This is a genomic window from Microbacterium sp. cx-59, from assembly GCF_020805625.1.
Classification (GTDB): Bacteria; Actinomycetota; Actinomycetes; order Actinomycetales; family Microbacteriaceae; genus Microbacterium.
Map to the genome: position 1 here is coordinate 1 of NZ_JAJHGO010000009.1, position 23,720 is coordinate 23,720.

Genomic DNA, 23,720 nt, shown 5'->3' on the forward strand with positions numbered 1-23,720 from the left:
GGCTGGGGGGTGGGTGGGGGGGCGGTGTCCCTCTTCACCCCCCCGGGGGGGGGGGGGGGGGCGGCCCCCCCCCCCCCCACTTCGTGGTGTGGGATCAGGCCTTGCTGTCGGCGAGGACGTAGCCCTCTTCGCCGTGCACGACCGTGTCGATGCCCGCGATCTCGTCTTCGTTCTTGACGCGGAAGCCGATGGTCTTCTCGATCGCGAAGCCGATGATGAAGGCCAGCACGAAGGAGTAGATCAGCACGGAGAAGGCAGCGATCGCCTGCACCAGCAGCTGCGTGCCGTCACCACCGACGAAGAGGCCGGTGCCGTTGGCGAAGAAGCCGAGGTACAGCGTTCCGATCAGACCACCGACGAGGTGGATGCCGACGACGTCGAGCGAGTCGTCGAAGCCGATCTTGAACTTGAGCTCGATCGCCAGGGCGCAGACCGCACCCGCGATGATACCGAGCAGGATCGCCCAGATCGGGTGCAGCGAAGCACAGGCCGGCGTGATCGCGACGAGACCGGCGACCGCACCGGATGCCGCGCCGACCGAGGTCGGCTTGCCGTCCTTGATCTTCTCGACGACGAGCCACGCCAGCAGAGCGGCCGCGGGAGCGGCGATCGTGTTGACGAATGCGAGGGCCGCAAAGTCATCGGCGGCGAGCTCGGAGCCCGCGTTGAAGCCGAACCAACCGAACCACAGCAGTCCCGCGCCGAGGAGCACGAACGGCGGGTTGTGGGGGACGTGGACCCCCTTCTGGAAGCCGACGCGCTTGCCGAGGACGAGCGCGAGGGCCAGAGCTGCCGCACCGGCGTTGATGTGCACCGCGGTACCACCGGCGAAGTCGATCGCCCCGACGCCGAACGCTTCCTGCAGACCGTGGGTGATCCAGCCGCCGTAGGCGAAGCTGCCGTCATCGGCGAGGCCGAAGTTGAAGACCCAGCTGGCGACCGGGAAGTACACGATCGTCGCCCAGAGTGCGGCGAAGATCATCCAGGATCCGAACTTGGCACGGTCGGCGATGGCACCCGAGACCAGCGCGACGGTGATGATGGCGAACGTCGCCTGGAAGGCGACGAAGGCGAGCGGCGGGAAGGGAGCACCCTCCGGCACCTCGAGCAGGCTGTTCAGACCGAGGGCCGACCAGTCGATCTGCCAGGGGGCGATGGTGCCCTCTGCGGCAGGGAAGGCGATGGCGTAGCCGTAGAGAACCCACAGCACGCCGATGAGTCCCAGCGCACCGAAGCTCATCATCATCATGCTGATGACGCTCTTGGCCTTGACGAGGCCTCCGTAGAAGAACGCGAGTCCTGGCGTCATCAACAACACCAGAGCTGCACAAATCAGTAGGAAGGCGGTATTTCCTTGATCCATCTCGAAGAGACCTCTCTGCAGGGACGCAGGGCGTAGCGTCGGGTAGCCCACAGCTTGTCGCGCGTTCGTTTCACCGCGCGGGTCGTTGTGTTACCTGCAGGTTTCGAGAGGCCCCCTTCGTGTAAACAACAGATTGCGGGGCCCGTGGAAGGTGCCGGGCGTCTCCGGTGAGGGTGCCCGGTCGGGCCCCGATCGCCCGCGGTGACAGCAAGGCACCCGCGTACCACTGCGCCCGCCGCGGGGTGTGCGGCGGAGCGGGCGCGCGCGGGCAGGATACGGTCGGCTCATCGCGAGGGCGCGGGCGGAATCCTCCGGCCGCGACTCCCCGATCGAGGGGGCAGGCTCATGCCGTTGTTCGAACTGGAGGCCAGTCGCAGCGGGCGGCGGCGTGTGTTCTTACGCGCGCAGCTGCCGTTCCTCCTCGGGACCCTCTTCCTCGCGCTTGTCACCTGGTTCGCCCTCCCGGATGACGCCCTGTCGCCGCTCATGGTCGGCGGCTACGTGCTCGCGTTCGCCGCGTCGGTCGCGGCGCTCTGGGTGCCGTGGGAGCGGTTCGCGCGGCCATGGATGATGTCGGTCGCTGTCGTCGACATGGCCGCCGTCGCCCTCATCCGCGCAGAGCTCCTCCCCGACCTCCCCGCGGTGACGATGCTCGCCGTCTTCCCGATCTTCTGGCTCGCCTACGGCTTCCCCTGGTACGGCATCGTCGTCGCGGTGCTCGGCGCCGTGTTCATGACCTCGTTCGGCTTCTTCGTGGGAAACACCTGGCCGACGACCCCGATCGAGTGGGCCCGCCTGATCACCCTTCCCGTCCTCATCGTCGGGGTCGCGGTCGTGGTCTACATCGCGGCGCGGCACCTGCGGCGCAACTCGGCGCGGGTCAGAGCCGCCCAGCACGATCAGGAGATCGCCTTGCGGGCCGCACAGGATGCCGAAACCCTCGCACTCAGCATTCTGAACACGGTGTCCGCCGGCGTCGCGTTCTACGACGCCGACGGGCGCCTCGATGTCGCCAACGAACTCGCGCACCGGATGGTGGGGATGGTCGGGTTCCGACTCGACGAGCCACCGTACGCCGGAGACAACGTGCTCGCCGCTGACCGGCGGAGCAAGATCCCCTACGCGGACCAGATCATTCCGCGTGCGCTCCGGGGCGAGACGATCGAGGAGCACGTCGAATGGCTCGGCCCACCCGATGCGCAGGTCGCCATCATGGCGTCGGCCAGACGGGTGTACCGCGACGACGGCGAAGTGCTCGGAACGGTCGTCGTCGCCTACGACGTCACCGAACTGGCCGATGCGATCGAGGTGCGCGAACAGTTCCTGCGTACGGTGTCGCACGAGCTGCGCACCCCGATGACGTCGATCACCGGGTTCCTCGACCTCATCGATGAAGCCGTGAGCCCCGAGAACGAGCGGCTGCACGGGTACATCCAGATCGTGACGCGCAAGACCGACGACCTCGTCGACCGGATCGGCGAGTTGCTGGCGGCGAATGATGACGAGCGCCCGCTGGAGCGGAGCGATGTCGACCTCGTGCCGGCGATCCTTCGAGCGGTCGATGACATCCGCACTGCGGCGTCGCGGCGCGCGATGACCGTCGCGCTGGATGCTCCGGCCACGCTCGCCGCGCGGGTCGATCTCTCCCGCCTGACCGACGCGGTCACGGAGCTGCTGACGAACGCGGTGAAGTTCGGTGACGACGGCACCGCGATCGCGGTCCGCGTCGCGCGCGTCGACGACCGCGTCACCGTCGCGGTGACCAACCACGGCGTCGGCATCACGCACGCCGAGCAGCGCAGGATCTTCGACCGCTTCTACCGCACCGCATCCGCGCGCTCGCGTGCCGTGCAGGGATTCGGGCTGGGGCTCACCAACGCTCGCGAGGTCGTCGCCGCGCACGGCGGGCACATCCTGATCGACAGCGTTCCGGATGCGGCAACCACGTTCACGATCGACATCCCGGCGGGCTGAGCGCGGGGCCGACGCACGGAGGGCGCGAGCCCCGCGTCAGGGCTGGAGGCGCTCCGCATCCCAACCGCCCGCGGCGGAACGCCGGTACGCCAGCCGCCGATGCATCCGGTCACGGCTGCCGTGCCAGAACTCGACGGTCTCGGGAACCAGGCGGTAGGCGACCCAGCTGGCGGGGCGCGGGACCGCGTCGCCGTAGCGATCGAGGAGGTCGTTCGCCGACTCGATCAGTCCCGCGAGGGTGGACTCCGGGCCGGCCGGGAAGGGCGCCGACTGGTGAGCGACCGCGGTGGCCGCGCGGGACTTCGGCGAACGGTCGGCGAACAGCGCGTCGGATTCCGCATCCGTCATCCGTTCGACCGCGCCCTCGAACCGCAGCTGTTGCATCGTCTCGCGCCAGTACGCCTGCAGCGCCGCACGCGGATTCTCGGCGAGGTGGGCACCCTTGCGGCTCTCGGTCGAGGAGCCGAACACGAGGCCCCGCTCGTCGAGCCGTTTGACGTCGACCGTGCGCGCCGACACGCTCCCTTCGGCGGATGCGGTCGCGAGCGTCATCGACAACGGCTCGCTCACCGCACGTTCATCGGCGAGCCGCAGCCACTCCTTCGCGAGCACCAGGGGGTCGGCGGGAGGACGGTCGAACTCCGGGAGCACGAGGCCGGCGTCGCCGGAGAGCGGAATGCGTGCGGGGTTCGGCGCGGGATCGGTCACGTCGCGACCCTACCCGCGCGCGTCACGACGCGTCGGCCGGGGCGCTCGCGTCGGTGCCCGGCAGGCGCTCCTCGGTGCCGACCGTGTCGGGGATGCCGGGGATGTCGGCCTCGGAGTGCTCCGCCTCATCCGTCGCCGCGGCCGCATCCTTCGCCGCCTCGACATCGGCCGCACCGGGCGAGACGGCATTGCTGTCGGCGTCGGCGGCAGCGGTCTTCACCTCGTCGCTGACCGCGTCAGTGGGCGGGGCGTCGTCGTGCGTCGCGTCGTCGGCGTCGCGCGTGCGGGGCAGGTTGTCGCTCATGGGAAGCTCCTTCGTCGTGCGTCGGATGCGGCGGCCCGCGCCGGTCAGCGCCAGGGCAGGTTGAGGTCGCCGGGGTCGACATCGACGTCTCCGACGTCATCGGGTCCGCCCGTTCCGGGCTCGACCTTCACGTCGTCCTCGTCGATGTCGGGATCGTTCTGCGCGGCGGGGCTGCCCTCGGCCTGCTTCTGCGCGGTCTCGGTTTCGCTGGCCGGGCTGTATGCCATGTCTTTCCGGAGCGACTCCTCCTCCGAGAGCCCCTGCGCCGGGGGCGCGGGCGGCAGCTCGTCGTTCTCTCCGGCGGCGATGTGGGTGCGATCTTCAGCGTTCATGCGCCCGACGCTAGGCCGTGCCGGGCGCGCGAAGGCACCCTTGACAGCGCCCGCATCCGCGCCGTCGACTCAGGCGGACGCGCGCAGCCGCTCGCGCACCTCGCGGCGCTGCACCTTGCCGATGAGCGAACGCGGAAGGTCGTCCATCGCCTCGATGCGCCGCGGCACCTTGTAGGCGGCGAGGCGGGTGCGGCAGTAGTCGCGGAGCGCATCCGCATCCAGGTCCACGCCGTCCCGCAACACGACGGCCGCCGCGACCTGCTCGGCACCGTCGGGCCGGGAGACGGCCACCACGGCCGCCGCGGTCACGTCCGGATGCGACTCGAGCACGCTCTCCACCTCCGAGGGCGCGACGTTGAAGCCACCCGTGATGATGAGCTCCTTCAACCGGTCGACGATCGTGACGAATCCATCGGTCGAGACCGACGCGATGTCGCCCGTGCGCAGCCATCCGTCGGGGAGGAGAGTCGCCGACGTCTCCGCCGGCCGCCGCCAGTACCCCTGGAACACCTGCGGGCCGCGGATGAGGAGTTCCCCGGCCTCCCCCGGCGCCCGATCGACCGTGGGGTCATCGGGGTCGACGACGCGGATCTCGGTGCTCGGGAACGGCACCCCGACGGTGCCGGGGCGGCGCGAGGGTCCGATCGGGTTGCCGAGGGCGACCGGGGACGTCTCCGTCATGCCGTAGCCCTCGACGAGCAGGCCGCCGCTGGCGTGCTCCCACTTGGCCACCGTCGCGATCGGCAGGCTCATCGCCCCGGAGATCGCGAAGCGCACGGTCGACAGGTCGATGGTGTTGCGGGATGCCGCACGGGCGAGCTGGTCGTAGATCGGCGGCACGGCGGGGAGGAAGGTCGGCGGGCTGTGGCGCGCCGCATCCGCCACCAGGCCGACATCGAACTTCGGGAACAGCACGAGTCGCGCACCGATGCTCATGGCGAACGTCAGGCAGAGCGTCATTCCGTAGGCGTGGAAGAGCGGGAGCACGCCGTAGAAGACCTCGTCGCCCTCGCGCAGCCCCGGCACCCACGCGCGGCCCTGCTCGGCGTTCGCGCGCAGGTTGCCGTGGGTGAGGATCGCGCCCTTCGGGGATCCCGTGGTGCCGCTCGTGTACTGCAGCAGCGCGATGTCGCGGACGGCCGGACGCGGATGCCGGCGCGACAACCGTCGGGACTGCACGAGCCGAGCCCACTCGAGCGGACGGCGGGCGGTCGGCTTCTGCGTGAGCTGCGCCCGAGCCGTGCGCGCCTTCGGAATCGGGAGGCGGAGTGCGAGGCGCTTGCCGAGCGGCAGCTCGGTGGTCAAGTCGACGCTGATCGTCTTCTCGAGCTGCAGGTCGGCCGGGAAAGCAGCCACGGTGTCGTAAATCTTGTCCCACACGATCGCGAAGCGCGCCTCGTGGTCCTCGAACTGGTGGCGCAGCTCGCGGGCGGTGTACAGCGGGTTGTGTTCGACGACGATCGCCCCGAGGCGCAGGATCGCGTAGAAGGCGACGACGTGCTGCGGGCAGTTCGGCAGCACGAGGGCGACGCGGTCACCGGCCGTGACGCCGAGACGCCGAAGCCCCTCCGCGGCGCGGTCGATCTGCTCGCCGAGCTCGCGATACGTCGTCACCGCGCCGAAGAACTCGAGCGCGGGCTTGCGCCCGTAGAGCCGGACGCTGGCGTCGATCATGTCGACCAGCGACTCGGTCGGGTCCTCGATCGTTTCCGGGACGCCGGGCGCATAGGCCTTCAGCCACGGCTTGGATGCGTAGGGGTTCGACTCGGAGTTCATGCCCCCATCCTCGCCGCCGACAGATGCATGCTCGGGCATATTGACAGATCGCGGGTCATCCCGAAGAGGGCGCCGCGATGGCAAGCCCCGGGGCGGATCGACGTGCGCATGCGAGGCTGGGTCCATGCGACGCATCGGTGCGATCTTCACCCCGTACTTTCCGCCCGAGGCCCTGCGCGATGCCGCCGAGGCCGCCGACCAGGCCGGGGTTCCCGAGCTCTGGTTGTGGGAGGACTGCTTCCGAGAGTCGGCGTTCGCGGCCGCATCCGCGGTCCTCGCGTGGACGACGAGCCTGCGGGTCGGCATCGGAGTCGCCCCGATGCCGCTGCGAAACGTCGCACTCACCGCCATGGAGATCGCGACCGTCGAGCGGCTCTTCCCGGGGCGGATCATTCCGGGCGTCGGGCACGGCGTGCTTCCGTGGATGGCGCAGGTCGGCGCCCGCGCGGCGTCGCCTCTCACGCTCATGCGCGAGTACGTGCCCGCGCTCCGGTCGCTGCTCGCCGGCGAGAAGGTGCAGACGGCGGGCCGATACGTCACTCTCGACAACGTGCGGCTGGACTGGCCGCCGCGGGTCGCCCCCCGCGTGCTGGTCGCCGGCGAAGGCCCGAAGACCGTGCGTCTCACCGGCGAGGTCGGCGACGGCACGATCCTCCCGGGCGGCAGCACTCCCGAACGGGTGACGCGCACGCTCGCTCTCGCGCAGGAGGGCCGCGCGTCCGCCGGGCGGGATGCCGCGCACGAGCTCGTCGTCTTCGTCCGCGCCGCGTTCGGCGGTGACGATGCGCGCGAGGCGCTGCGCACCGAGATCGCCGCGGAAGCCGGCGAGGTCGATGACGCCCTGATGATCAGCGGAGACGCGGATGCGGTCGCCGCGGGCATCGAACCCTTCTACGCGGCCGGCGCGACATCGGTCATCCTGCAGCCGATCTTCGCCGAGACGGACCTTCCCGGGTTCATGACGAACGCAGGGTCGGTGGCACGCCTCCTCGGGAGTTCGTGAGTCGCCGCCGCCGGAGCTGACCGCGGCGACCGGCCGTCGCGGAGACGCCGCCATCCGTCCGTCTTACCCGTAGTGCATGATGGGGTCAGCGTGACGGACGGGGGCCCGGGGATGACCACGCAAGACCGTACGTCGGACGGCTTCTCCGACCTGGCGCAGTGGATGGACGCAGAGGCGGATCCCGCCGCCGAGTCACCGGAAGACGCACGGCGGCGACGCCGTCGGCGGCGAACGGTGTGGATCGTCGCACTCGTTCTCGTCGCGATCGTGGTCGGGGTTCCCGGCGGCTACGTCGCGTGGGCGCTGAATGCTCCGCTGCCCCCGCCCACCGGGTCCGCGCAAGCGCCGGCGCTGCCGGTCGGCACGGCCGTGACCCTCGCCCTCCCGTCCGACGGGGCATCGGCGATCAGCGTCTCCGGCGCGGAGGCTTATCTCGGACCGGACGCGAGCGGCATCTGGGCGGCGAGCGGCACGGATGAGGCCCGCCCGATCGGCAGCATCAGCAAGCTCATCACGGCGCTCGTCGTTCTCAACGCGAAGCCGCTGGCGAGCGCGGAAGACCCCGGACCCACGCTGACGTTCGACGAGGCCGACAACGATCTGTACGACAAGTACTACGTCATGGGCGCCACGATCGCCGCAATGCCGACCGGCAGCGCGATGTCGCAGCACGACGCCCTCGCGACCATGCTGCTGCCGTCGGCCAGCAACTACGCCGAGGCGGTGTCGACCTGGGCCTTCGGTTCGCAGAGCGCGTTCGTGAGCGCGACGAGGCGATGGCTCGCCGAGAACGGCATGACCGGCACGACGATCGTCGAACCCACCGGCATCAATCCGCGCAACACCAGCACCAAGACCGATCTGCTCACGCTCGGCCGGCTCGCCGCCGCGCAGCCGGTGATCGCCCAGCTGGCGGCGACGAACTCGCTGACCGTTCCGGGCGCGGGGGTTCTGCACAACACGAACGACCTGCTGGGCGAGTCCGGGATCACCGGCTTGAAGACGGGAAACCTCGGCGAGAACAGCTACAACCTGCTCTACACCGCAACGCTCGATGCCGGGCCGGCAGGGCCACTAAGCGTCACAGGCGTGTCGCTCGGCGGGTTCTCGCACGACTCGGTGAACGCCGGCGTGCTCGCGCTGCTCGCCAGCATCCGCGGAGGATTCCACGATGTGGCGGTGGCGACGGCCGGGCAGCGGATCGGTACGGTGCGCACCGAGTGGGGCGCGACGGCGGCGATCGTGATCGACGAAGACCGTTCGCTCTACACGTGGTCCGATACCCCCATCACCGTCTCGCTCCGCATCCCGGCCCTCGACGCACCGGGAGCCGCGGGGCCCGTGCTCATCGCCCCCGAGGACGGCGCCGTGATCGGAACGATCACGTGGACGGCGGGGCCGAACACGGTCGAGTCGGATGTGCGAATCGAGGGCACGATCGAGCAGCCGTCGGAGTGGTGGCGGCTCACTCACCCCGGCCAGCTCGGCAACGGGTGACGCGCGCGCGTCAGCCCTGCCGCCCCTTGAACCGGGGGTTGAGCTTGTTGATGACGAAGACTCGTCCGCGCCGACGCACCACCTGCGCGCCCGGCTGGTTCTTCAACGATTTGAGTGACGACCGAACTTTCACAGCGACTCCTTATTGATAATAGTTCTCAACAAGAGACTATGCTGATCACTCGGCGGATGCGACGTCCGCCGCGAAGTGAGCCGTCAAGAGGAAGAGGTGCCGACATGGAGTCCGGCCCCATCGTGATCGTCGGCGTCTGCACGCCGGAACGTCGTCGATACGTGTCGCGCGCGGCTGCCGCGCTCAGCCTGCGGGTCGCGCACGCCGCCGGAGGGCGCGGGAGGACGGCGTCGCTGCCGACGAACCCGCATATCGGCGGCGCGGACGCGCAGCGCGGGATGCTGATCGACGCCGCGACCGACATCGAACTCGAGCACTTCCTCGTCTCGCCACGAGAATTCGTCGACGTCGTGTGCGTGGTCGATGCGGTGCACATGCTCGGCGACTTGCGCGACGACGTGCCCCTGATGGAGCACGCCCCGGCCGGCGATGACCGCGGCGACCACGGTTCACGCGCGCGGCAGGCCGCATCCTTCATCGAAGCCGCGTCGCTCGTCGCCTTCGTGAACTGGGAAGAGGTCGAGACCGCCCGACTCGCCGTGCTCATGGCGCTCGCGTCGCACCTGAACCCGACCGCCCGCATCCGGCTCAGCCGTCACCCTGCGGACGACGTGCGGTCGATTGCCGCCGCGGCGCCGACCGAGACCCCCTGGCAGATGCGCGCGGGGTGGGTGCAGGCGCTCAACAGCGAGCACGAACCGTTCATGACCGACCGACGGGTGCAGACCTTCCGCTACGAACAGCTCCGCGCCTTCCACCCCGGCCGGCTTCGCGAGGTGCTCGACGACGACATCGACTCCGGCCGGATGGGGCGGGTGCTGCGTTCGGTCGGGTTCTGCCGACTCGCCACGCGACCGAACATCCTGGGGCGCTGGGAGCAGGTCGGATCCGCGATGTGGATCGATCCGCTCGCCGAAGACGACGGCCTGCACACGGTCGGGCAGGAGATCGTCTTCACCGGCCTCGACATGCATCCGCGCCGACTGCACGATGCCCTGGACCGCGCCGCGTTGACCGATGCCGAACTCGCGGGCGGCCCGGCGATGTGGCGCCGCTTCGCCGACCCGCTTCCGCCGTGGCCGGTCGACACCTCGCGCACCGATCACTGACCGCGCGATCTGGAATCAACGGGCCCCGCGCTCCCACGCCTGGGTCGCGACCTGCACCGCATCCCACGGAGATCCGAGCGGTGGCGTGTACGAGAGATCGAGATCGCTCATCCCCGCGACGGTCATGCCGTGGTGGAGCGCGGTCGCGTAGGTGTCGACGCGTTTGGAGATCTCCGCCCCGCGGGCGCCGACGAGCTGCGCCCCGAGCAGACGACCATCGTCGGCATTGCCGGTGATCCGGATGCTGATGGGCGTCGCGCCCGGGTAGTAGCGCTTGTGGTCGTCGGCGATCGCCGTGTGGCTGCGCGGCGCGAAGCCGGCGTCTGCAGCGTCGTGGTCGCGGAGGCCGGTGCGGGCTGCCACGACGTCGAAGACCTTGACCACCTGGGTCCCGAGGCTCCCCACGAAGCGCGCGTCGCCCCCGATCGCGTTCTCACCGGCGACGCGACCCTGCTTGTGCGCCGTCGTGCCGAGCGGAAGATAGGTCGTCCCGAGCAGGCGGTGATGCGTGACGACACCGTCGCCGGCCGCCCACACGTGCGGCAGCCCGGTGCGCATCTGCGCGTCCACGACGACCGCGCCACCGGCGCCCGTTGTCGCCCCGGCGGCCGTCAGAAGGCGCGTGTTCGGGCGCACACCGACGACGACGAGAACGAGATCGGCGCTCCGGGCGAACGGCGCACCATCGCGGTCGCCAGCAACGGTGAGGCGCCCCGCCTCGCGGCCGACACGATCGATTCGCGTGCCGGTGATCACCTCGACACCGTGGCGGGTCAGTTCGTCGCGAACGAGCAGGCCGAGTTCGGGATCGAGTGTCGACAGCACTTCGGGTCCGCGCTGCACCTGGGTCACGCGGATGCCGCGCACCGTCAGGGCCTCTGCCATCTCGAGGCCCACGTAGCCGGCTCCGACGATGATCGCGGTCTCCGGCTGACGTTCCTCGAGCGAGCGCTCCAGCGCGAACGTGTCGCCCATCGAGTGCAGCAGGTGCACGCCATCGTCGGCGCCGAGCTCGTCGAGGCCCGCGATCCCGGCCGTCGACGGCCCGGCTCCGGTGCCGACCATGAGCGCGTCGTAGGCGATCGTCGACTCGGTCCCGGCCGCGTCACGCACCGTCAACGCCTGCCCGGCGACATCGATGCCGGTAGCGAGGGTGTCGAGGCGCAGCCGCATCCCCGTCGCTTCGAGGTCGGCGTGCGTGCGATGCGCGAGCGATTGCCACGGCTGCACGTCCCGCGAGAAGTAGTACGGGATGCCGCAGATGGAGAAGTTCGGATACGCGTCCGCGACGACCACGGTCACATCGACCGACGGGTCGAGTTCTCGGGCGCGAAGAGCAGCGGAGATACCGGCGTCACTTCCGCCGATGGCGACGAGATGCATGGGAGGCCTTTCAGGACGGAGAGATGCGAGGGGCGACAGGGGCGCCCGCCGCGCGTGCGGACGCCGGATAGAGCGCGCAGAAGAGGGCGAAGCCGATGGCGCCGCCCACGAGCTGTGCGAAGACGAAGGGAACGACGGATGCCGGGGCGATGCCGCTGAAGGTGTCGGTGAACATCCGCGCGATGGTGACGGCCGGATTCGCGAAAGAGGTCGAACTCGTGAACCAGTACGCCGCGCCGATGTAGGCACCGACCGCGGCAGCCGTCGCCGCCCCGCGCCCCGTGCAGGCGAGAGAGAAGATCAGCAGCACGAGCGCGGCCGTCGCGACGACCTCGGCGACGAAAGTCCCGCCCGTCGCCCGCGCGTTCGTCGAGAACACCATCGGTGCGTCGAACATCACGCTGGCGAGCGCCGTACCGGCGATTCCGCCGCACATCTGCGCGAGCACGTACAGCGCGACCTCACGAAGCGAGGGACCGTCGCGCGTCGCCCGACCACGCACCCAGTCGGCGATAGTGACGACGGGATTCAGATGCGCGCCGGAGATCGGGCCGAACATGAGGATCAGGACGCCGAGCCCGAGCGCGGTGGCGAAACTGGTCTGCAGGAGCTGGAGCCCGACAGCTCCCGGTGACAGCCGCTCTGCCGCGATGCCCGAGCCGACGACGACGGTCACGAGCAGCCCGGTACCCAGAAACTCCGCCAGCACACGGCGCGCAAGGAGCGGGCGAGGGCGAGCGGCTGAGGGCGCGGCAGAGATCATGTCACTGTCATCTTGACCCGCGAGACATCACTCAGTCAAGATTGAGTCAATGACCATTGAGCAAACAGATCCCTTCGTGAAACGCGCTGCCACATACGCGGCGCTCGGAGACCCTTCGCGCCTGCGGATCGTCGATCTGCTGACACTCGGCGATCTGTCCCCGACGGAGATCGGAACGACGCTCGCACTCCCGTCGAATCTCATCGCCCATCACCTCAACGTGCTCGAGGCCGCGGGGGTCATCACCCGAGGGCAATCCGAGGCCGACGGACGGCGAAGCTACGTGCGCCTCGCCGAGGGCGCGCTGCGCGACCTCATCCCCGGGCGGGTGGCACGAGCGAGCCGTGTCGTGTTCGTCTGCACCGCGAACTCCGCACGGTCACAGCTCGCGGCAGCGCTGTGGGCGACGCACAGCAGCATCCCGGCGGTGTCCGGAGGCACGCACCCCGCGGAGCACATAGACCCGGGCGCACTCGCTGCGGCCCGCCGTCACGACCTCGCCCTGCCGCCGGGCGCTCCTCGGTCACTGAGTGCTGTCATCAGCGACACCGACTTCGTGGTGACGGTGTGCGACAGAGCTCACGAAGAGCTCCGCTCGCGCGACGAGAGGGAGGCCGGAAGCCGCCTGCACTGGTCGATCCCCGACCCCGTACGCGTCGGCAGCGAGGACGCATTCGACAGCGCCTACGCCGAACTCGAGCGCCGCATCGCGCACCTGGCGTCTGCGCTCAGCCCACGCTGAACGCGGACGCGGCGGGCCTTACCGTCAACGGATGCGGCTCGGAGGTGGGTTCTGCCTCAGGGGCTTGGCGCAGCGTGACGCAAGAGAGAGTTCCTGCCCACGGCGGCTCGGTACATGGCACCCCCGCGCAGCACCCCGGCAGCGAGCGGCGCGTACATGTCGTCGGAAGCGTAACCACTACCCATGACCATCACGTACGTCGATCCGGCCGAATCGGCAGCGATGGCGGCAAGCACGGCAGCGGCGAGATACTCCGAATGGGCGGCCAGGATCATGGCGCTCACCGTAAAGGCCAAGGTTGCCATCAGTGTCCAGAACACGAGCGGGATGAGCGACAGGAACAAGAAGAGAATCAACCAGGTGCGGCTACCGAGCCACAACACCGCACTGAATCGGCCTGAACTTCGTTCCTATGGTGAGGCTTGTCCGGCAGATGCGGGTTGGGCTGATTCGAGGTCAGCGTAGTACGCGGTCTCGACCTCGAGCGGGGTGCGCATGTCGAGTTCGCCGTGAAGGCGGGAATAGTTCCACCACCACACCCACTCGAGGGTCGCGAGTTCGACCTGCTCGACGGTCCGCCAGGGACCGCGTTGGCGGATGAGTTCGGCCTTGTAGAGGTTATTGACTGCTTCGGCCATCGCGTTGTCTAAGCTGTCGCCGACCGTTCCGGTCGAGGGAACGGCGCCGAGTTCGACGATCCGGTCGGTGTAGACCATCGCCATATGGTTCGACCCGTGGTCCGAATGATGCGTCAGCCCGGTGAGGTCATCGCCGGCGTCCCACGCGGCCATGTCGAGCGCCGGTATCGGCAAGATCTCCGCTCGAAGCCTGGGTGCCATGTTCCAGCCGACGATGCGACGCGAGTAGACGTCGGTGACGAACGCGACGTAGGCGAAATGGATGCCAAGCTCGACCGCGGTCTGCTTGGCCTGCTTGCCCGCGCGCACGAGCGCGACAGCGCGAGCACGGAACTCCGGAAGATTGGGACGGGGCATGAGGATGAGCCTTTCGGATAAGGCCATCAGTTAGCCACCAAAACTGGAACCTAATCCGTAGGGCAGGTCAACCTGTCACCAGTTTGTTCCTCACGCCCTGTGTCGCGCTTGGTCTCAGAAAAAGGTGACCAGAAGCGTGCTGAACAGCAGCGGGACGAACGTTAAAAGGGCTACTATTCCCCCGATGATCGCGGCAGAAAGTCCGAGGCGACCACCCGCCATTCTTTCATTCCGGCGGATAGCAGTGCGGGACCAAAAAGCCAGAACGAGCGCGGCAAGCGATAAAACGGTCCCGACCACGGGGAGAAAAATAAAGAATATTGAACAAATCGCAAGCACAAATGCCGCAATCGCTCGGCCATCGATTTCTCGTCGTGATGCATCAGTGGACAATGCGAGGCCTTTCCTGATCGTCTCCCTCATGCCCACGAGCCTAAGGCAACGTGTGCATGAGGGAGACGAGAGAGCGTGGGAATCAGTACGTCGTAGTCCAGGCTTGGCTCGGGCTCACACGGAGTGACAGGTACAGATCCTCACTAGACAACCCGTTGTACGACGTGAAACGCGAGTACATGGTTACCACGGCCGGTTGCTGGGGAGTAGCTGTCGTCCGTACTGGGGTGAGGGTCGGTGCCGAGGCCGTCCCGTAGTGCGCAACAACCTGGGCATCGCGCCAGTTCGAGATCGAAGCCGAGTTCGCCGACCGGGAGTAGTCTGCTCGGAACTGCAAGCTCGTCGTCCCGTTTCCGTTGCTGACGAGGCAGTTGCTGTAACTCGCAAAGCCCCCGCCGTTGTATAGCGTGCACCCTGAGACCGCCCGAGGTGCCACGGTACCGTCCGACGGTGCCACCGACGGCTTCTCCAGCGATGTGACTGAAATCGATCCATCCTCGAACGTGCTGATGATCTCGGTGGAGCCTTCAGCGTCCGTTTCGACGGTGCTCACTGGTTCCGCCCCGCTGGTCATTGAGTCGAGAAGTTCACCGGATTCCAGGACCTGAATGAGCCGTTGCTGCGTCGCGTCGTCGACCCCGTAACGGTCGTAAAACTCCTCGAACGCGGCGGAATCATCGGATGTGATCTCGGCTGCGTTGGCCGCGCTTCCAACGAACAACATCCCGCTCGAAACGCCGGCGACCACCACGCAGGCTGAAACGAAACGGCCGAGACGGGTCTTAAGTTTGTTCTTCACTTTCTGTTTGTCTCCTAACTATGACCGATCAGAAGTTCTGACTAGACCAGGCCTGTGACCCGGTGACGTTCAACGTAAGGACCGCCGTGAACGACGACGCAGCGCTGGAGTACTGAGACGTTGCTGTCGCCCTAGCCGGGTTCGAGACCGTCCCGTTAGCTCGCGTGATCCGCAGTTCGGGCGTTGTTGCTGTCCCGCCAATCGCGTACGAATACGGCGAAGCAACGCGATTGATGATTCCTGCACCGTTAGAGACACGTGTGTAGTCCGCACGGAACTCCACGTCGAGATACGCACCGTTCGATCCCGTGACCGCGCAGTCGTAGTAGTTGACGAACCCCGAACCCCCCAGCGTCGAAGTGCAGCTCCCGACCGATCTGGCTGCCACGTCGCCAGGAGCAGCCGCTGCAGCCTCCGGCGTTTCAAGACGGGATACCGAGATAGAGCCATCCGGAAACTCATTCCGCGTCGTGATCCAACCGTCTTTGTCATCAGTGACGCTCGAAACTGGTTCGACGCCCGTCATTGAGTCAGGAAGGTCGCCCGCATTGAAATCAGCGATCAACTCGTCTGCCACATCCGGAGATACACCATTCTCCAGATACCAAGACCGCTGCTGTTCATCAACCGACAGCTCATCCGCCGTGGCTGACGAAGCACCCCCCGTCAGGATTGACACCGCGACCAGCCCAGCGCACGCGGTCGAGGCGACGCGCACCCTATTCCACTTCATTCAATCCTCCACTCTCTCAAGGAATTGCGTTCGCGCCACAGGTCACGAACGCAATCGAGCCTTGCACGAGGCCCAGCGTGATTTCGAGAGACATTAGGACAATCTCACATACACGGCTCGCTGTTGACATCCGCTACATCCGTCGCTTTTATGGCGAAGTCGCCAGCCTGACACTCGACCGCTACGCATTGCTGGCGTGGCTAAACAGGTATGGGCTGCTAGCGTACAGGCGCAGGCTTGCGTAGTGGGTATTGGGCCGATACATTCAGGCCGAATATGAATAGCTGAATCAACCTCCTGTGGAATCTGTGAACGCGCGAATCCCCAATAATTCCCATCGAGGGAGTCGCGCCAGTTCGACGATCCGATCGATAGGGACTAGCGTTCGACGTTCGACGCGTATTCTCAGCAATGCCCACCGGGCTAGCCTCTGCAGTATTTCCCGCGTCCATGCGCCGCCGAATTGACCCCCGCGGAGGAGGACCGATGACGACAGGATCGCCGACGGCGGCTCCTTCTGTGCTGGCAACAGATCGTGCGCCTCGATCAATGGAGCTGTACTCTCACAGCGTCGCCTCCAGGCGCTATCGACATCGATAAGCGCTACGAAGGTGGTGGGCTACGTTGTCCTGACTGGGTCGCATGAACTCTCCGCGTACCGCGAGCTTCACCCCCTAGTCGCCGAGATTCGCGACGCAGGCACTCAAACCACCGCCAACGGAAAAAGCGCCGGAGAAATCTCCGACGCTTCTTCCTCCGAGCAACTGGCCCGTTATCTTCAGGTCATTTGTTCGAGTGGGACTACTTTGGTAGCAGGAGCGGGGCTTGAACCCGCGACCTCACGATTGTGAGGACCCTCGGGCGTCAGTTCCTCCCTTGCGGAGACCGGAGCGGGGATAGGGGGGCGCCCCGCTCCGGAGTGTGGCGTTTGAAGAGATGAGTCGTTATTGCCCGCGCCGGGATGCGAGCAGGGCGACCGTGTCGTCCCACAGCTTGCGTTGCATCGACGGATCGTTGCCGGGCGTCGCCGGTGTGATCTCCTTGCGGCCGCGCAGGGTGACGTACGCGGCCGTCTTCTGGGCGTACTCGGGCGCGGTCGCGAGCGCGACGATGAGATCGGCGCCGCGCGCGGGATCGCCGATGCGGAGCGTCTTTAGGGCACGTTCGAGAGCGGCGGCGAAGCGCAACTCTCGCCCAAGTCCGGTCACGTTGAATCCGGGATCGAGGCAGTTGACTGTGATGTTACTGTCCGCGAGCCGTCGCGCGAGTTCCATCGTGAACATGATGTTCATGAGCTTCGTTTTCCCGTAGATCGGCGAGGATCCGCGGGCGGTGAACTCGGTGTCGTCGGTGAGGTCGCCCGGGAGGCGGAGCGTGCCGTGATTGCGGGATGCTTCGGATGCGACGTTCACGATGCGCGCGGAGGGTGCGGCCCGCAGGGAGGGGAGCAACGTGTCCGTAAGCACGAACGGTGCGAGATAGTTCACGGCCACCATCTCCGGGTATCCGTCTGAGGTGACCCTCGGCGCGAACGCATGGAGACCGGCGTTGTTGATCAGCGCATCGAGACGGCCATACCGCTCGCCGATCTCTTCCCCGATCCGGCGTACGTCGTAGATCCGAGAAAGGTCTCCCAGGAAGATGTCGACCTGGGCTCCGGGCACAGCCTCCTGGATCTCCAGACGCGTCTCGGTGGCCTTCTGGTCGCTGCGGGCCGTCAGCGCCAACCGGAAACCGCGCCGAGCCAGCTCTACGGCGGCAAGCCTTCCGAGGCCGCTCGTGGCTCCGGTGAGGGCGATTGTTCGTGTGTCAGCCATCATTCGATTCCATTTCCGTGCGCGATTCGCGCTCACTCAGTGACGTAGGGAGATTCGGCCTCGACGAGGTCAGCGTCTTCCTGATGTGCCGCACGGCTTCGGACGATGAGGGCGACGATTGCTCCTGCGGCAGCGATGGCGGCGGCGATGAGCATGGTGGTCTGCATCCCGGTGAGGAATGCCGCGTGGGTGAAGTCGCTGATGACAGACGCCAGTTCTGCATCAGCTCCTTCGGGAACAGGCACCACTCCGCCAGCCACAGCCGAGCCGCCGAACTGGTCGAGTGATGCGACGACATCGGTGGGGAGCTCCGAATTTCGCAGCAGTCCAGAGAACGCGCTGCTTGTGGCGGCCGCCATGACGCCGCCAAGGACCGCGACCCCGAGCGTTGCTCCGAGACGTCCCGCGGTCTGCTGAACACCCGCTGCAGCACCGGCCAGCGCGACGGGAGCGTTGCCCACCGTTGCGTTGACGGTCGCGGTCACCAGGAGCCCCAGCCCCAAGCCGATCAGTGCCAGGCCGACACCCACCTGCGCATATCCACCCTCGATCTGGGCGAACGACGTGGACACAAGGCCACCAGCAACAAGAAGGGAGCCGCCGAAGAGCGCCCAACGGTCACCGATGCGGGTAATTACCCGGCCGGAGAAGATCGCCCCGATGAGCATGCCACCGCCGAGCGGGAGCAGCCACAGTCCGACGGTCGTTGGGGCGACGTGCTGAATCTGCAGCCAGAACAACGAGACGACAAACAGCCCGCCGTTAAGTGCGAAGAATGCGAGGACGCTCAAGATCGAACCCGCGGAGAACGAGCGGTCGCGGAACAGCGACAGGGGCACGAGAGGGTCGGCGGCGCGGGCCTCCACGACGACGAATGCGATCGCTGCGACCAATGCCACGGCGAGAAGCGTGACCGTCGACGGCGCGCTCCACCCGGTGGTCGGTGCATCGATGAGCGCGTAGACAATGGCACTGAGGGACACGATGAGGAGGATCGTCCCGGCAATGTCGAAACGAGCGGCCGTGCGGATGCGTACTTCTCTCAGCGCCACTGACCCGACGATGAGACAGACGACGGCAATAGGCACATTGAGGAACATCGTCCACCGCCATCCGCCAGCCTGCACGATGGCGCCGCCGACGATTGGTCCGGCGGCGATGGAGAGCCCCTGAACCGAGTTGAACAGGCCGATGGCTCCTGGCAGGCGCGGCTCGGGAACGTTCGCCCGGAGCAGGGACAGCGCGTTGGTCGTCAAGAATCCGCCGAACACGCCCTGCGCGACGCGCAGCCCGACGATAAGGGCAATCGGCGAAGACAGTCCGATGAGCAGTGACGTGAGCCCGAATCCTGCGATTCCGATGAGGAAGATCCGGCGCCGACCGAACCGGTCACCGAGCTTTCCCGCCAGGACGAGAGACCCCGTGAGCCCGAGGAGGTAGGCCGTGGTCACCCACTGCAGATCTGACAACCCGACGCTGAGGTCCGAGGCGATATCGCCGTTCGCCACAGCCAGGATCGTCGTTGCCAAGCCGGGCATCAGCGCGCCCAGGGTGACGGCGAGGAGTTGAGCGCGGCCGCCCCGCGTTGGTTGCGCCGTGTCGATCATGAAGGAGCCTCTCGGGTAGTTTGCAAATCCCCATCACTGTACGTGTTATTGTTTGTACATGCAAACTACCTCTGACCAGCAGCCGCAGGAACGTCTCCGCTTGGAACTCGCGCTCGGCGAGGAGATCAACGCCCTCCTGAGTGCTACCCGGGCGTTGAGCGAGCGCAGTGCAGCGCATTTTCATGGAGGGCTCCAGCCCGCCGCCTTCCACATCGCTCGTTGGCTGCATGCATTCGGACCTGCGAAGCCCAGCGTCGTCGCGGACGCAGTGGGGATGGACCGGAGTTCGACGAGCACCCTGATCGGCAAGATGCGAACCCTCGGCCTCCTCACGAGCTCTCCAGACCCTGCCGACCGTCGCGGGGTGATTGTCACCCTCACCGCGACCGGCGAGGCTCGGGTAGCGGAGACATTGGAGGAACGCGGCGCGGAGTTCTCCGGGCGGACCCGGGACTGGTCCACAGATGACCTGTCGCAACTCGTGGCACTGCTTCACCGGCTTATCGCCGGTGACAAGTGAGGAGGAGAACTACGTCCCCGCCGTCTGCGAAGGACGTCCCGCCAGGGCTCGAATGGGAAACGCAAAAACCCCCGGAATCACCGGGGGTTTTCATCTGTAGCAGGAGCGGGGCTTGAACCCGCGACCTCACGATTATGAGTCGTGCGCTCTCACCAACTGAGCTACCCTGCCGCATGGCATTCGATGTACGGATGTTGCGAGCCCCGAGACAGGATTGAACTGTCGACCCCTTCCTTACCATGGAAGTGCTCTACCACTGAGCTATCGGGGCGATCCCCGGACCTGAATCCGGGCAACCAGAAAAGTTTATCAGAGCCAACGCCCGGCGCCGAACCGGATCGGACTCAGCCGCCGGCGTGCTCGCGCAGCCAGGGCTCGGGGTCGATCGCGGTCGTGCCGTTCTGCAGCACCTCGAAGTGCAGGTGCGCCCCGAACGAGTGGCCCGTGTTGCCGACGAGGCCGATGATCTGCCCCACCTTGACGGTCTCGCCGGTCTTCACTCGGAGCGAGCCGTACTGCATGTGCCCGTAACGGGTGGAGACCAGCTGACCGTCGATCACGTGGTCGATGATCACCATCACGCCGTACCCGCCGCCGCTCTCGGTGGCGATGCGCACGGTGCCGTCAGCGACGGCCTGGATCTGCGCACCCTCGCCGGGCGTGAAATCCATGCCCTCGTGCATCGTGCCGCTGCGCATTCCGAAGCCGTAGCTGATCGACACACCGACCGGGAACGGCCACTGTATGGCCGACTTCGGGTCGTTGGTGAAGTAGTCCGAGAAGTGGCTGATGCCGGATGCGGCAGCGATCTCCGCGTTCAGCTGAGCGGTCGACGCCGTCGAATACTGGTCGCTGCGATCGAGCGCGGTCGTCTGCGCGTCTGCCGGTGCCACGTACGCCTGGATCTCGTCATCGGAGATCGACGAAGCGGCGCCCGAGGCGATCGACATCGACGACGCCGCCACATCACTGCCCGCCGCGGCGACGGCCTCGGCGGGGGTCGTGAGTCCGACGGCGAGAAGACCGACGATGCCCATGACGCCGACGGATGCGGATGCGGCGGTGGCGCGCTTGAACGACGCACCACTGAACCGGCGGCGACGGGGAGCGACGGTCTCGACCGGCTCGATGGCGGGCTCGTCAGCGATCGCGGCCGCGGCAACCTGGATCGGGGTCTCCCCAGTGAAGGCGAAGAGCCGTGCGGCGGCCTCGAACTCGTCGACGATCGCGTGCGCCTCGGCGTCGTCCACCAGAACGGCCTCGGTGAACGCGGCCTCCTCGGCTTCTGCGGCAGTGACCTCGGGAACGAGAATCTCGGCGGACGGCGACGCAGCGGTCAGGTCAGCAGGGGCGGCAACAGCGACCATCGGCGGCGCGCTCTCGGCGGCCGGCGCGTCATCGATCGCGTCCCGCGCCACCTCGACGGGCACAGCTTCTGCGTCGGCGGCGAGCACCGCGGGGTTCTCGTCCGCGATCGCCGCTGCCGCCGCGGCCCGCAGGGCGCGCTCGCGCAGCTGCTTCCGGGTCGGGGCACCGGAGACGGTCGGACGCACGTCGTCTGCGACGGCGGAAGCGGAAACGGCGAAGTCGGCCGCGGGCGGCTGCGGCGCGTCGGCCGGCGTGGCCTCGGCGAAGCGGGGCTGCGCCCAGAACGTCGCGGGACGGGATGCGGCCGTGCGCATACGGCGGGCGTTCGCCGCATCCGGGGTCTCCGAGACGATCGCAGGCGCTGCCTGCTGCCGGCTGGAGCGCCGGGTGGGCGCGGCGTCAGCCTGGTGGTTCTCGGTTGTCAACGCGTGTATAGCCTCGGTCGGGTCGCATCGGGACGCGACGAACTCGTCAAAATGAAGGAGGTGCTCATCCTCGGCTTTCGGGTGCCGAAGATAACGAATAGGTAAACACTAACGCGGGCAGGCTGAGAATGCCATCCGGGCCGGTCACGCCGAGACGACGTCGGTGAGCCGTTCGAAGAACTCCGGTGCTGCCGCGATGGTCATCGTGCGGCTCGGTCGCTCCCCCGCGTACCCGCCGACGCGCCCGCCTGCCTCTTCGACGATGAGCGCGCCCGCGGCGTGATCCCACGGATGCAGCCCGCGCTCGTAATACGCGTCGATGCGCCCGGCGGCGACGCCGGTGAGGTCGAGAGATGCCGCCCCGATCCGCCGGATGTCGCGGGCGAGCGGCATGACGGTCTGCAGTCGAGCGAGGTCTCCGGCGTGCGTTGCCGGGTCGTACCCGAAGCCCGTGGCGATCAGCGCGCCGGCCGCAGACGGCTCGGCGACCTGCAGACGACGGTCACCCTCGATGGCCGAACGGAGCTCGGCGCCCTCGCCCCGCGCGGCAGTGAACAGCTCATCGACGGCGGGGTTGAAGACGGCACCGGCGAGCGCCGACCACTCCGCGGGCGTCGCCGGGCCGCTGACGGCCGCGATGCTCACCGCGTACGCCGGAATGCCGTAGGCGTAGTTCACGGTGCCGTCGATCGGGTCGACGACCCACGTGATGCCGCTCTCGGACGCACTCGCATCGGACTCCTCGCCGAGGAACCCGTCGCCGGGGCGCTCGGTGGCCAGGCGCGCGCGGATCAGGTTCTCAACCTCGCGGTCCGCATCCGTCACGATGTCGGCCAGCGCCGACTTCGTCGCGGCGATTCGCACACCCTCACGACGACGGCGAGCGGCGAGCGCGCCGGCTTCGCGGGCGATGTCGATGGCCAGGGACTGGAGCTCGAGCGGAGTCGTCATGCCCCCACGCTACCGGCGCTCCACCCCGGGTCAGCGCGGCGGCAGCGGGGGCGGCGGCGGGACGTCGGAGTAGCCGGCCGGCGGCTGGGCCGGCGCAGGTGCGGCCGGCGCGGGAGCCTCCGCGGGGGCCGGGGCGTGAGCCTCCGCTGGGGCCGGGGCGTACGCGTCCGGAGCGGGAGCCTCGGCGGGAGCGGCGAGCGGCGCCGCGGGGTGCACATAGCCCGTCGGGTAGCCGGTGTAGTAGGCCTGCCAGTCGGGGGAACCGTCGGGCAGGACGGGCAACGGCGTCACGCCGTCGACGAAGGTGGGCCAGGTCTGGCCGCCGCTCGCTCCCGCGGTGCGCGGACGCTTCGGGGCGAACAGAACGTTCACGAGCGGAACGAGCGCCGTGCCGACCGCCGCAAGGATCGACACCGCGACCACGATGCGCCAATAGAGATCGTCGAACTCGAAGTATTCGCGCACGGTGAGCGGGACGATCAGCAGAAGCGTCAGGATCGTCACGAGCGCGATCGTGGTGTACCCCGCCGCCAGGTTGAAGGTCGTCGGCGCCCGGAAGATCGCCCGAGTGTAGAGGCGCACGTGCAGCACGGCGAGCTGCACGATGAGCGCGACCAGCAGGAACGACAGGAATCGCGTGAGCCCGATGGGCTCGTACGACATGAACGAACGGTCGGGCATCCAGATGAGGACGGCGCCGACCAGCAGGATGAGCACCCACGCTGCCATGCTCACGAGCGCGAACCACGCCGGCCGGTTCGGGGCGAGGTGCGCGTCGAGGATCGCCGCGCCGGCGAACGCCGCGAGCAGCAGGATCGTCAGGAACGCCCGCCCGACGATGCCGTTCTGCGTGCCGACGAGCACCCAGACCACACTGACGAGCGCCGCAGCGATGAGCGCACCGATCGCGACCCAGATCGCGATCCGCACGAGGCGGGAACTGCGGTCATCGGTCGGTGGTGCGGTGGGCGTGGGGTTCGGCACGGTCATGTCGCAGATGCTCCCTCTGCAGGCTGGCGCCCGCC

Annotated in this window: 24 protein-coding genes and 2 tRNA genes; 6 read left to right on the forward strand and 20 right to left on the reverse strand. The window is 67.8% G+C overall.

Features of this window, described 5'->3' with window-relative positions; all coding sequences use genetic code 11:
• Positions 1-94: 94 nt before the first annotated feature.
• Positions 95-1,363, reverse strand: coding sequence for an ammonium transporter (locus tag LMI96_RS12230; protein WP_228361675.1), 1,269 nt, complete (start codon positions 1,361-1,363; stop codon positions 95-97).
• 345 nt (positions 1,364-1,708) lie between these two features.
• On the opposite strand from LMI96_RS12230, the gene LMI96_RS12235 reads away from it, so the two are divergent.
• Positions 1,709-3,337: a cell wall metabolism sensor histidine kinase WalK gene (locus LMI96_RS12235; protein WP_228361676.1), complete on the forward strand. Its 1,629-nt coding sequence runs from the start codon at positions 1,709-1,711 to the stop codon at positions 3,335-3,337.
• A gap of 36 nt (positions 3,338-3,373) precedes the next feature.
• On the opposite strand, the gene LMI96_RS12240 is transcribed toward LMI96_RS12235, so the two are convergent.
• From LMI96_RS12240 to LMI96_RS12255, 4 genes are all read right to left on the reverse strand, one after another.
• Positions 3,374-4,045 carry a pyridoxal 5'-phosphate synthase gene (locus LMI96_RS12240; protein WP_228361677.1) on the reverse strand — a complete coding sequence of 224 codons (672 nt, stop codon included), beginning with the start codon at positions 4,043-4,045 and terminating at the stop codon, positions 3,374-3,376.
• Between the two features lie 22 nt (positions 4,046-4,067).
• Complete coding sequence (locus tag LMI96_RS12245; RefSeq protein ID WP_228361678.1) at positions 4,068-4,349, reverse strand: hypothetical protein; 282 nt, start codon at positions 4,347-4,349, stop codon at positions 4,068-4,070.
• 44 nt (positions 4,350-4,393) lie between these two features.
• Positions 4,394-4,681: a hypothetical protein gene (locus LMI96_RS12250; RefSeq protein ID WP_228361679.1), complete on the reverse strand. Its 288-nt coding sequence runs from the start codon at positions 4,679-4,681 to the stop codon at positions 4,394-4,396.
• A 69-nt stretch (positions 4,682-4,750) separates the two neighbouring features.
• Entirely contained in the window at positions 4,751-6,457 is a 1,707-nt protein-coding gene (locus tag LMI96_RS12255) for a long-chain-fatty-acid--CoA ligase (RefSeq protein WP_223722723.1), read from the reverse strand.
• A 124-nt stretch (positions 6,458-6,581) separates the two neighbouring features.
• Between LMI96_RS12255 and LMI96_RS12260 the strand changes: the two genes are divergently transcribed.
• Entirely contained in the window at positions 6,582-7,460 is an 879-nt protein-coding gene (locus LMI96_RS12260) for an LLM class flavin-dependent oxidoreductase (protein WP_228361680.1), read from the forward strand.
• A 111-nt stretch (positions 7,461-7,571) separates the two neighbouring features.
• Positions 7,572-8,957: a D-alanyl-D-alanine carboxypeptidase family protein gene (locus LMI96_RS12265; RefSeq protein WP_228361681.1), complete on the forward strand. Its 1,386-nt coding sequence runs from the start codon at positions 7,572-7,574 to the stop codon at positions 8,955-8,957.
• A gap of 10 nt (positions 8,958-8,967) precedes the next feature.
• Here the strand turns inward: LMI96_RS12265 and ykgO are convergent, their stop codons facing one another.
• Positions 8,968-9,090, reverse strand: coding sequence for a type B 50S ribosomal protein L36 (ykgO, locus tag LMI96_RS12270; protein WP_223722720.1), 123 nt, complete (start codon positions 9,088-9,090; stop codon positions 8,968-8,970).
• A 104-nt stretch (positions 9,091-9,194) separates the two neighbouring features.
• Here ykgO and LMI96_RS12275 point away from each other — a divergent pair, with 104 nt between their 5' ends.
• On the forward strand, positions 9,195-10,199 hold the full coding sequence (locus LMI96_RS12275) for a GTP-binding protein (protein WP_228361682.1): 1,005 nt from the start codon (positions 9,195-9,197) through the stop codon (positions 10,197-10,199).
• Between the two features lie 15 nt (positions 10,200-10,214).
• Here LMI96_RS12275 and LMI96_RS12280 read toward each other — a convergent pair whose 3' ends face one another.
• Complete coding sequence (locus LMI96_RS12280; RefSeq protein ID WP_228361683.1) at positions 10,215-11,582, reverse strand: FAD-dependent oxidoreductase; 1,368 nt, start codon at positions 11,580-11,582, stop codon at positions 10,215-10,217.
• Between the two features lie 10 nt (positions 11,583-11,592).
• Positions 11,593-12,345 carry an MIP/aquaporin family protein gene (locus LMI96_RS12285; protein ID WP_228361684.1) on the reverse strand — a complete coding sequence of 251 codons (753 nt, stop codon included), beginning with the start codon at positions 12,343-12,345 and terminating at the stop codon, positions 11,593-11,595.
• A 49-nt stretch (positions 12,346-12,394) separates the two neighbouring features.
• Here LMI96_RS12285 and LMI96_RS12290 point away from each other — a divergent pair, with 49 nt between their 5' ends.
• The gene (locus LMI96_RS12290) at positions 12,395-13,087 is read left to right on the forward strand and encodes a helix-turn-helix domain-containing protein (RefSeq protein ID WP_228361685.1); all 693 of its coding nucleotides are present in this window, start codon (positions 12,395-12,397) and stop codon (positions 13,085-13,087) included.
• 56 nt (positions 13,088-13,143) lie between these two features.
• On the opposite strand, the gene LMI96_RS12295 is transcribed toward LMI96_RS12290, so the two are convergent.
• The 7 genes from LMI96_RS12295 to LMI96_RS12325 all read right to left on the reverse strand — a co-directional run bounded on the left by LMI96_RS12295 (position 13,144) and on the right by LMI96_RS12325 (position 19,431).
• Positions 13,144-13,431 carry a hypothetical protein gene (locus tag LMI96_RS12295; protein WP_228361686.1) on the reverse strand — a complete coding sequence of 96 codons (288 nt, stop codon included), beginning with the start codon at positions 13,429-13,431 and terminating at the stop codon, positions 13,144-13,146.
• Positions 13,432-13,497: 66 nt separating this feature from the next.
• Positions 13,498-13,926, reverse strand: coding sequence for an integrase core domain-containing protein (locus LMI96_RS12300; protein ID WP_374197933.1), 429 nt, complete (start codon positions 13,924-13,926; stop codon positions 13,498-13,500).
• Between the two features lie 270 nt (positions 13,927-14,196).
• Positions 14,197-14,505 (reverse strand): hypothetical protein, encoded by a 309-nt coding sequence (locus tag LMI96_RS12305; protein ID WP_228361688.1) that lies wholly within the window; start codon positions 14,503-14,505, stop codon positions 14,197-14,199.
• 52 nt (positions 14,506-14,557) lie between these two features.
• Positions 14,558-15,274, reverse strand: coding sequence for a hypothetical protein (locus LMI96_RS12310; protein WP_228361689.1), 717 nt, complete (start codon positions 15,272-15,274; stop codon positions 14,558-14,560).
• Between the two features lie 28 nt (positions 15,275-15,302).
• The gene (locus LMI96_RS12315; RefSeq protein WP_228361690.1) at positions 15,303-15,953 is read right to left on the reverse strand and encodes a hypothetical protein; all 651 of its coding nucleotides are present in this window, start codon (positions 15,951-15,953) and stop codon (positions 15,303-15,305) included.
• A 998-nt stretch (positions 15,954-16,951) separates the two neighbouring features.
• Complete coding sequence (locus tag LMI96_RS12320) at positions 16,952-17,824, reverse strand: SDR family NAD(P)-dependent oxidoreductase (protein WP_228361691.1); 873 nt, start codon at positions 17,822-17,824, stop codon at positions 16,952-16,954.
• A 32-nt stretch (positions 17,825-17,856) separates the two neighbouring features.
• Positions 17,857-19,431: an MFS transporter gene (locus tag LMI96_RS12325; RefSeq protein WP_228361692.1), complete on the reverse strand. Its 1,575-nt coding sequence runs from the start codon at positions 19,429-19,431 to the stop codon at positions 17,857-17,859.
• Positions 19,432-19,489: 58 nt separating this feature from the next.
• Here LMI96_RS12325 and LMI96_RS12330 point away from each other — a divergent pair, with 58 nt between their 5' ends.
• A complete protein-coding gene (locus LMI96_RS12330) occupies positions 19,490-19,951 on the forward strand; it encodes a MarR family winged helix-turn-helix transcriptional regulator (protein WP_228361693.1) in 462 nt (153 codons plus the stop codon).
• A 97-nt stretch (positions 19,952-20,048) separates the two neighbouring features.
• Here the strand turns inward: LMI96_RS12330 and LMI96_RS12335 are convergent.
• The 5 genes from LMI96_RS12335 to LMI96_RS12355 all read right to left on the reverse strand — a co-directional run bounded on the left by LMI96_RS12335 (position 20,049) and on the right by LMI96_RS12355 (position 23,685).
• Positions 20,049-20,122: transfer RNA gene (locus LMI96_RS12335), tRNA-Met, on the reverse strand.
• Between the two features lie 28 nt (positions 20,123-20,150).
• Positions 20,151-20,222 (reverse strand) — tRNA-Thr (locus tag LMI96_RS12340).
• A 73-nt stretch (positions 20,223-20,295) separates the two neighbouring features.
• Complete coding sequence (locus LMI96_RS12345) at positions 20,296-21,744, reverse strand: M23 family metallopeptidase (RefSeq protein ID WP_228361694.1); 1,449 nt, start codon at positions 21,742-21,744, stop codon at positions 20,296-20,298.
• A gap of 144 nt (positions 21,745-21,888) precedes the next feature.
• Complete coding sequence (locus LMI96_RS12350) at positions 21,889-22,695, reverse strand: inositol monophosphatase family protein (protein ID WP_228361695.1); 807 nt, start codon at positions 22,693-22,695, stop codon at positions 21,889-21,891.
• A 30-nt stretch (positions 22,696-22,725) separates the two neighbouring features.
• Entirely contained in the window at positions 22,726-23,685 is a 960-nt protein-coding gene (locus LMI96_RS12355; protein ID WP_228361696.1) for a hypothetical protein, read from the reverse strand.
• Between the last annotated feature and the right edge of the window lie 35 nt (positions 23,686-23,720).

Excerpts from the sequence above, each read along its gene's own strand:
- LMI96_RS12230 (WP_228361675.1), bottom strand. The coding sequence starts at position 1,363 with ATGGATCAAGGAAATACCGCCTTCCTACTGATTTGTGCAGCTCTGGTG.
- LMI96_RS12235 (WP_228361676.1), top strand. The coding sequence starts at position 1,709 with ATGCCGTTGTTCGAACTGGAGGCCAGTCGCAGCGGGCGGCGGCGTGTG.
- LMI96_RS12245 (WP_228361678.1), bottom strand. The coding sequence starts at position 4,349 with ATGAGCGACAACCTGCCCCGCACGCGCGACGCCGACGACGCGACGCAC.
- LMI96_RS12250 (WP_228361679.1), bottom strand. The coding sequence starts at position 4,681 with ATGAACGCTGAAGATCGCACCCACATCGCCGCCGGAGAGAACGACGAG.
- LMI96_RS12255 (WP_223722723.1), bottom strand. The coding sequence starts at position 6,457 with ATGAACTCCGAGTCGAACCCCTACGCATCCAAGCCGTGGCTGAAGGCC.
- LMI96_RS12260 (WP_228361680.1), top strand. The coding sequence starts at position 6,582 with ATGCGACGCATCGGTGCGATCTTCACCCCGTACTTTCCGCCCGAGGCC.
- LMI96_RS12265 (WP_228361681.1), top strand. The coding sequence starts at position 7,572 with ATGACCACGCAAGACCGTACGTCGGACGGCTTCTCCGACCTGGCGCAG.
- LMI96_RS12275 (WP_228361682.1), top strand. The coding sequence starts at position 9,195 with ATGGAGTCCGGCCCCATCGTGATCGTCGGCGTCTGCACGCCGGAACGT.
- LMI96_RS12280 (WP_228361683.1), bottom strand. The coding sequence starts at position 11,582 with ATGCATCTCGTCGCCATCGGCGGAAGTGACGCCGGTATCTCCGCTGCT.
- LMI96_RS12285 (WP_228361684.1), bottom strand. The coding sequence starts at position 12,345 with ATGATCTCTGCCGCGCCCTCAGCCGCTCGCCCTCGCCCGCTCCTTGCG.
- LMI96_RS12290 (WP_228361685.1), top strand. The coding sequence starts at position 12,395 with ATGACCATTGAGCAAACAGATCCCTTCGTGAAACGCGCTGCCACATAC.
- LMI96_RS12300 (WP_374197933.1), bottom strand. The coding sequence starts at position 13,926 with ATGGCACCCAGGCTTCGAGCGGAGATCTTGCCGATACCGGCGCTCGAC.
- LMI96_RS12305 (WP_228361688.1), bottom strand. The coding sequence starts at position 14,505 with ATGAGGGAGACGATCAGGAAAGGCCTCGCATTGTCCACTGATGCATCA.
- LMI96_RS12320 (WP_228361691.1), bottom strand. The coding sequence starts at position 17,824 with ATGGCTGACACACGAACAATCGCCCTCACCGGAGCCACGAGCGGCCTC.
- LMI96_RS12325 (WP_228361692.1), bottom strand. The coding sequence starts at position 19,431 with ATGATCGACACGGCGCAACCAACGCGGGGCGGCCGCGCTCAACTCCTC.
- LMI96_RS12330 (WP_228361693.1), top strand. The coding sequence starts at position 19,490 with ATGCAAACTACCTCTGACCAGCAGCCGCAGGAACGTCTCCGCTTGGAA.
- LMI96_RS12350 (WP_228361695.1), bottom strand. The coding sequence starts at position 22,695 with ATGACGACTCCGCTCGAGCTCCAGTCCCTGGCCATCGACATCGCCCGC.
- LMI96_RS12355 (WP_228361696.1), bottom strand. The coding sequence starts at position 23,685 with ATGACCGTGCCGAACCCCACGCCCACCGCACCACCGACCGATGACCGC.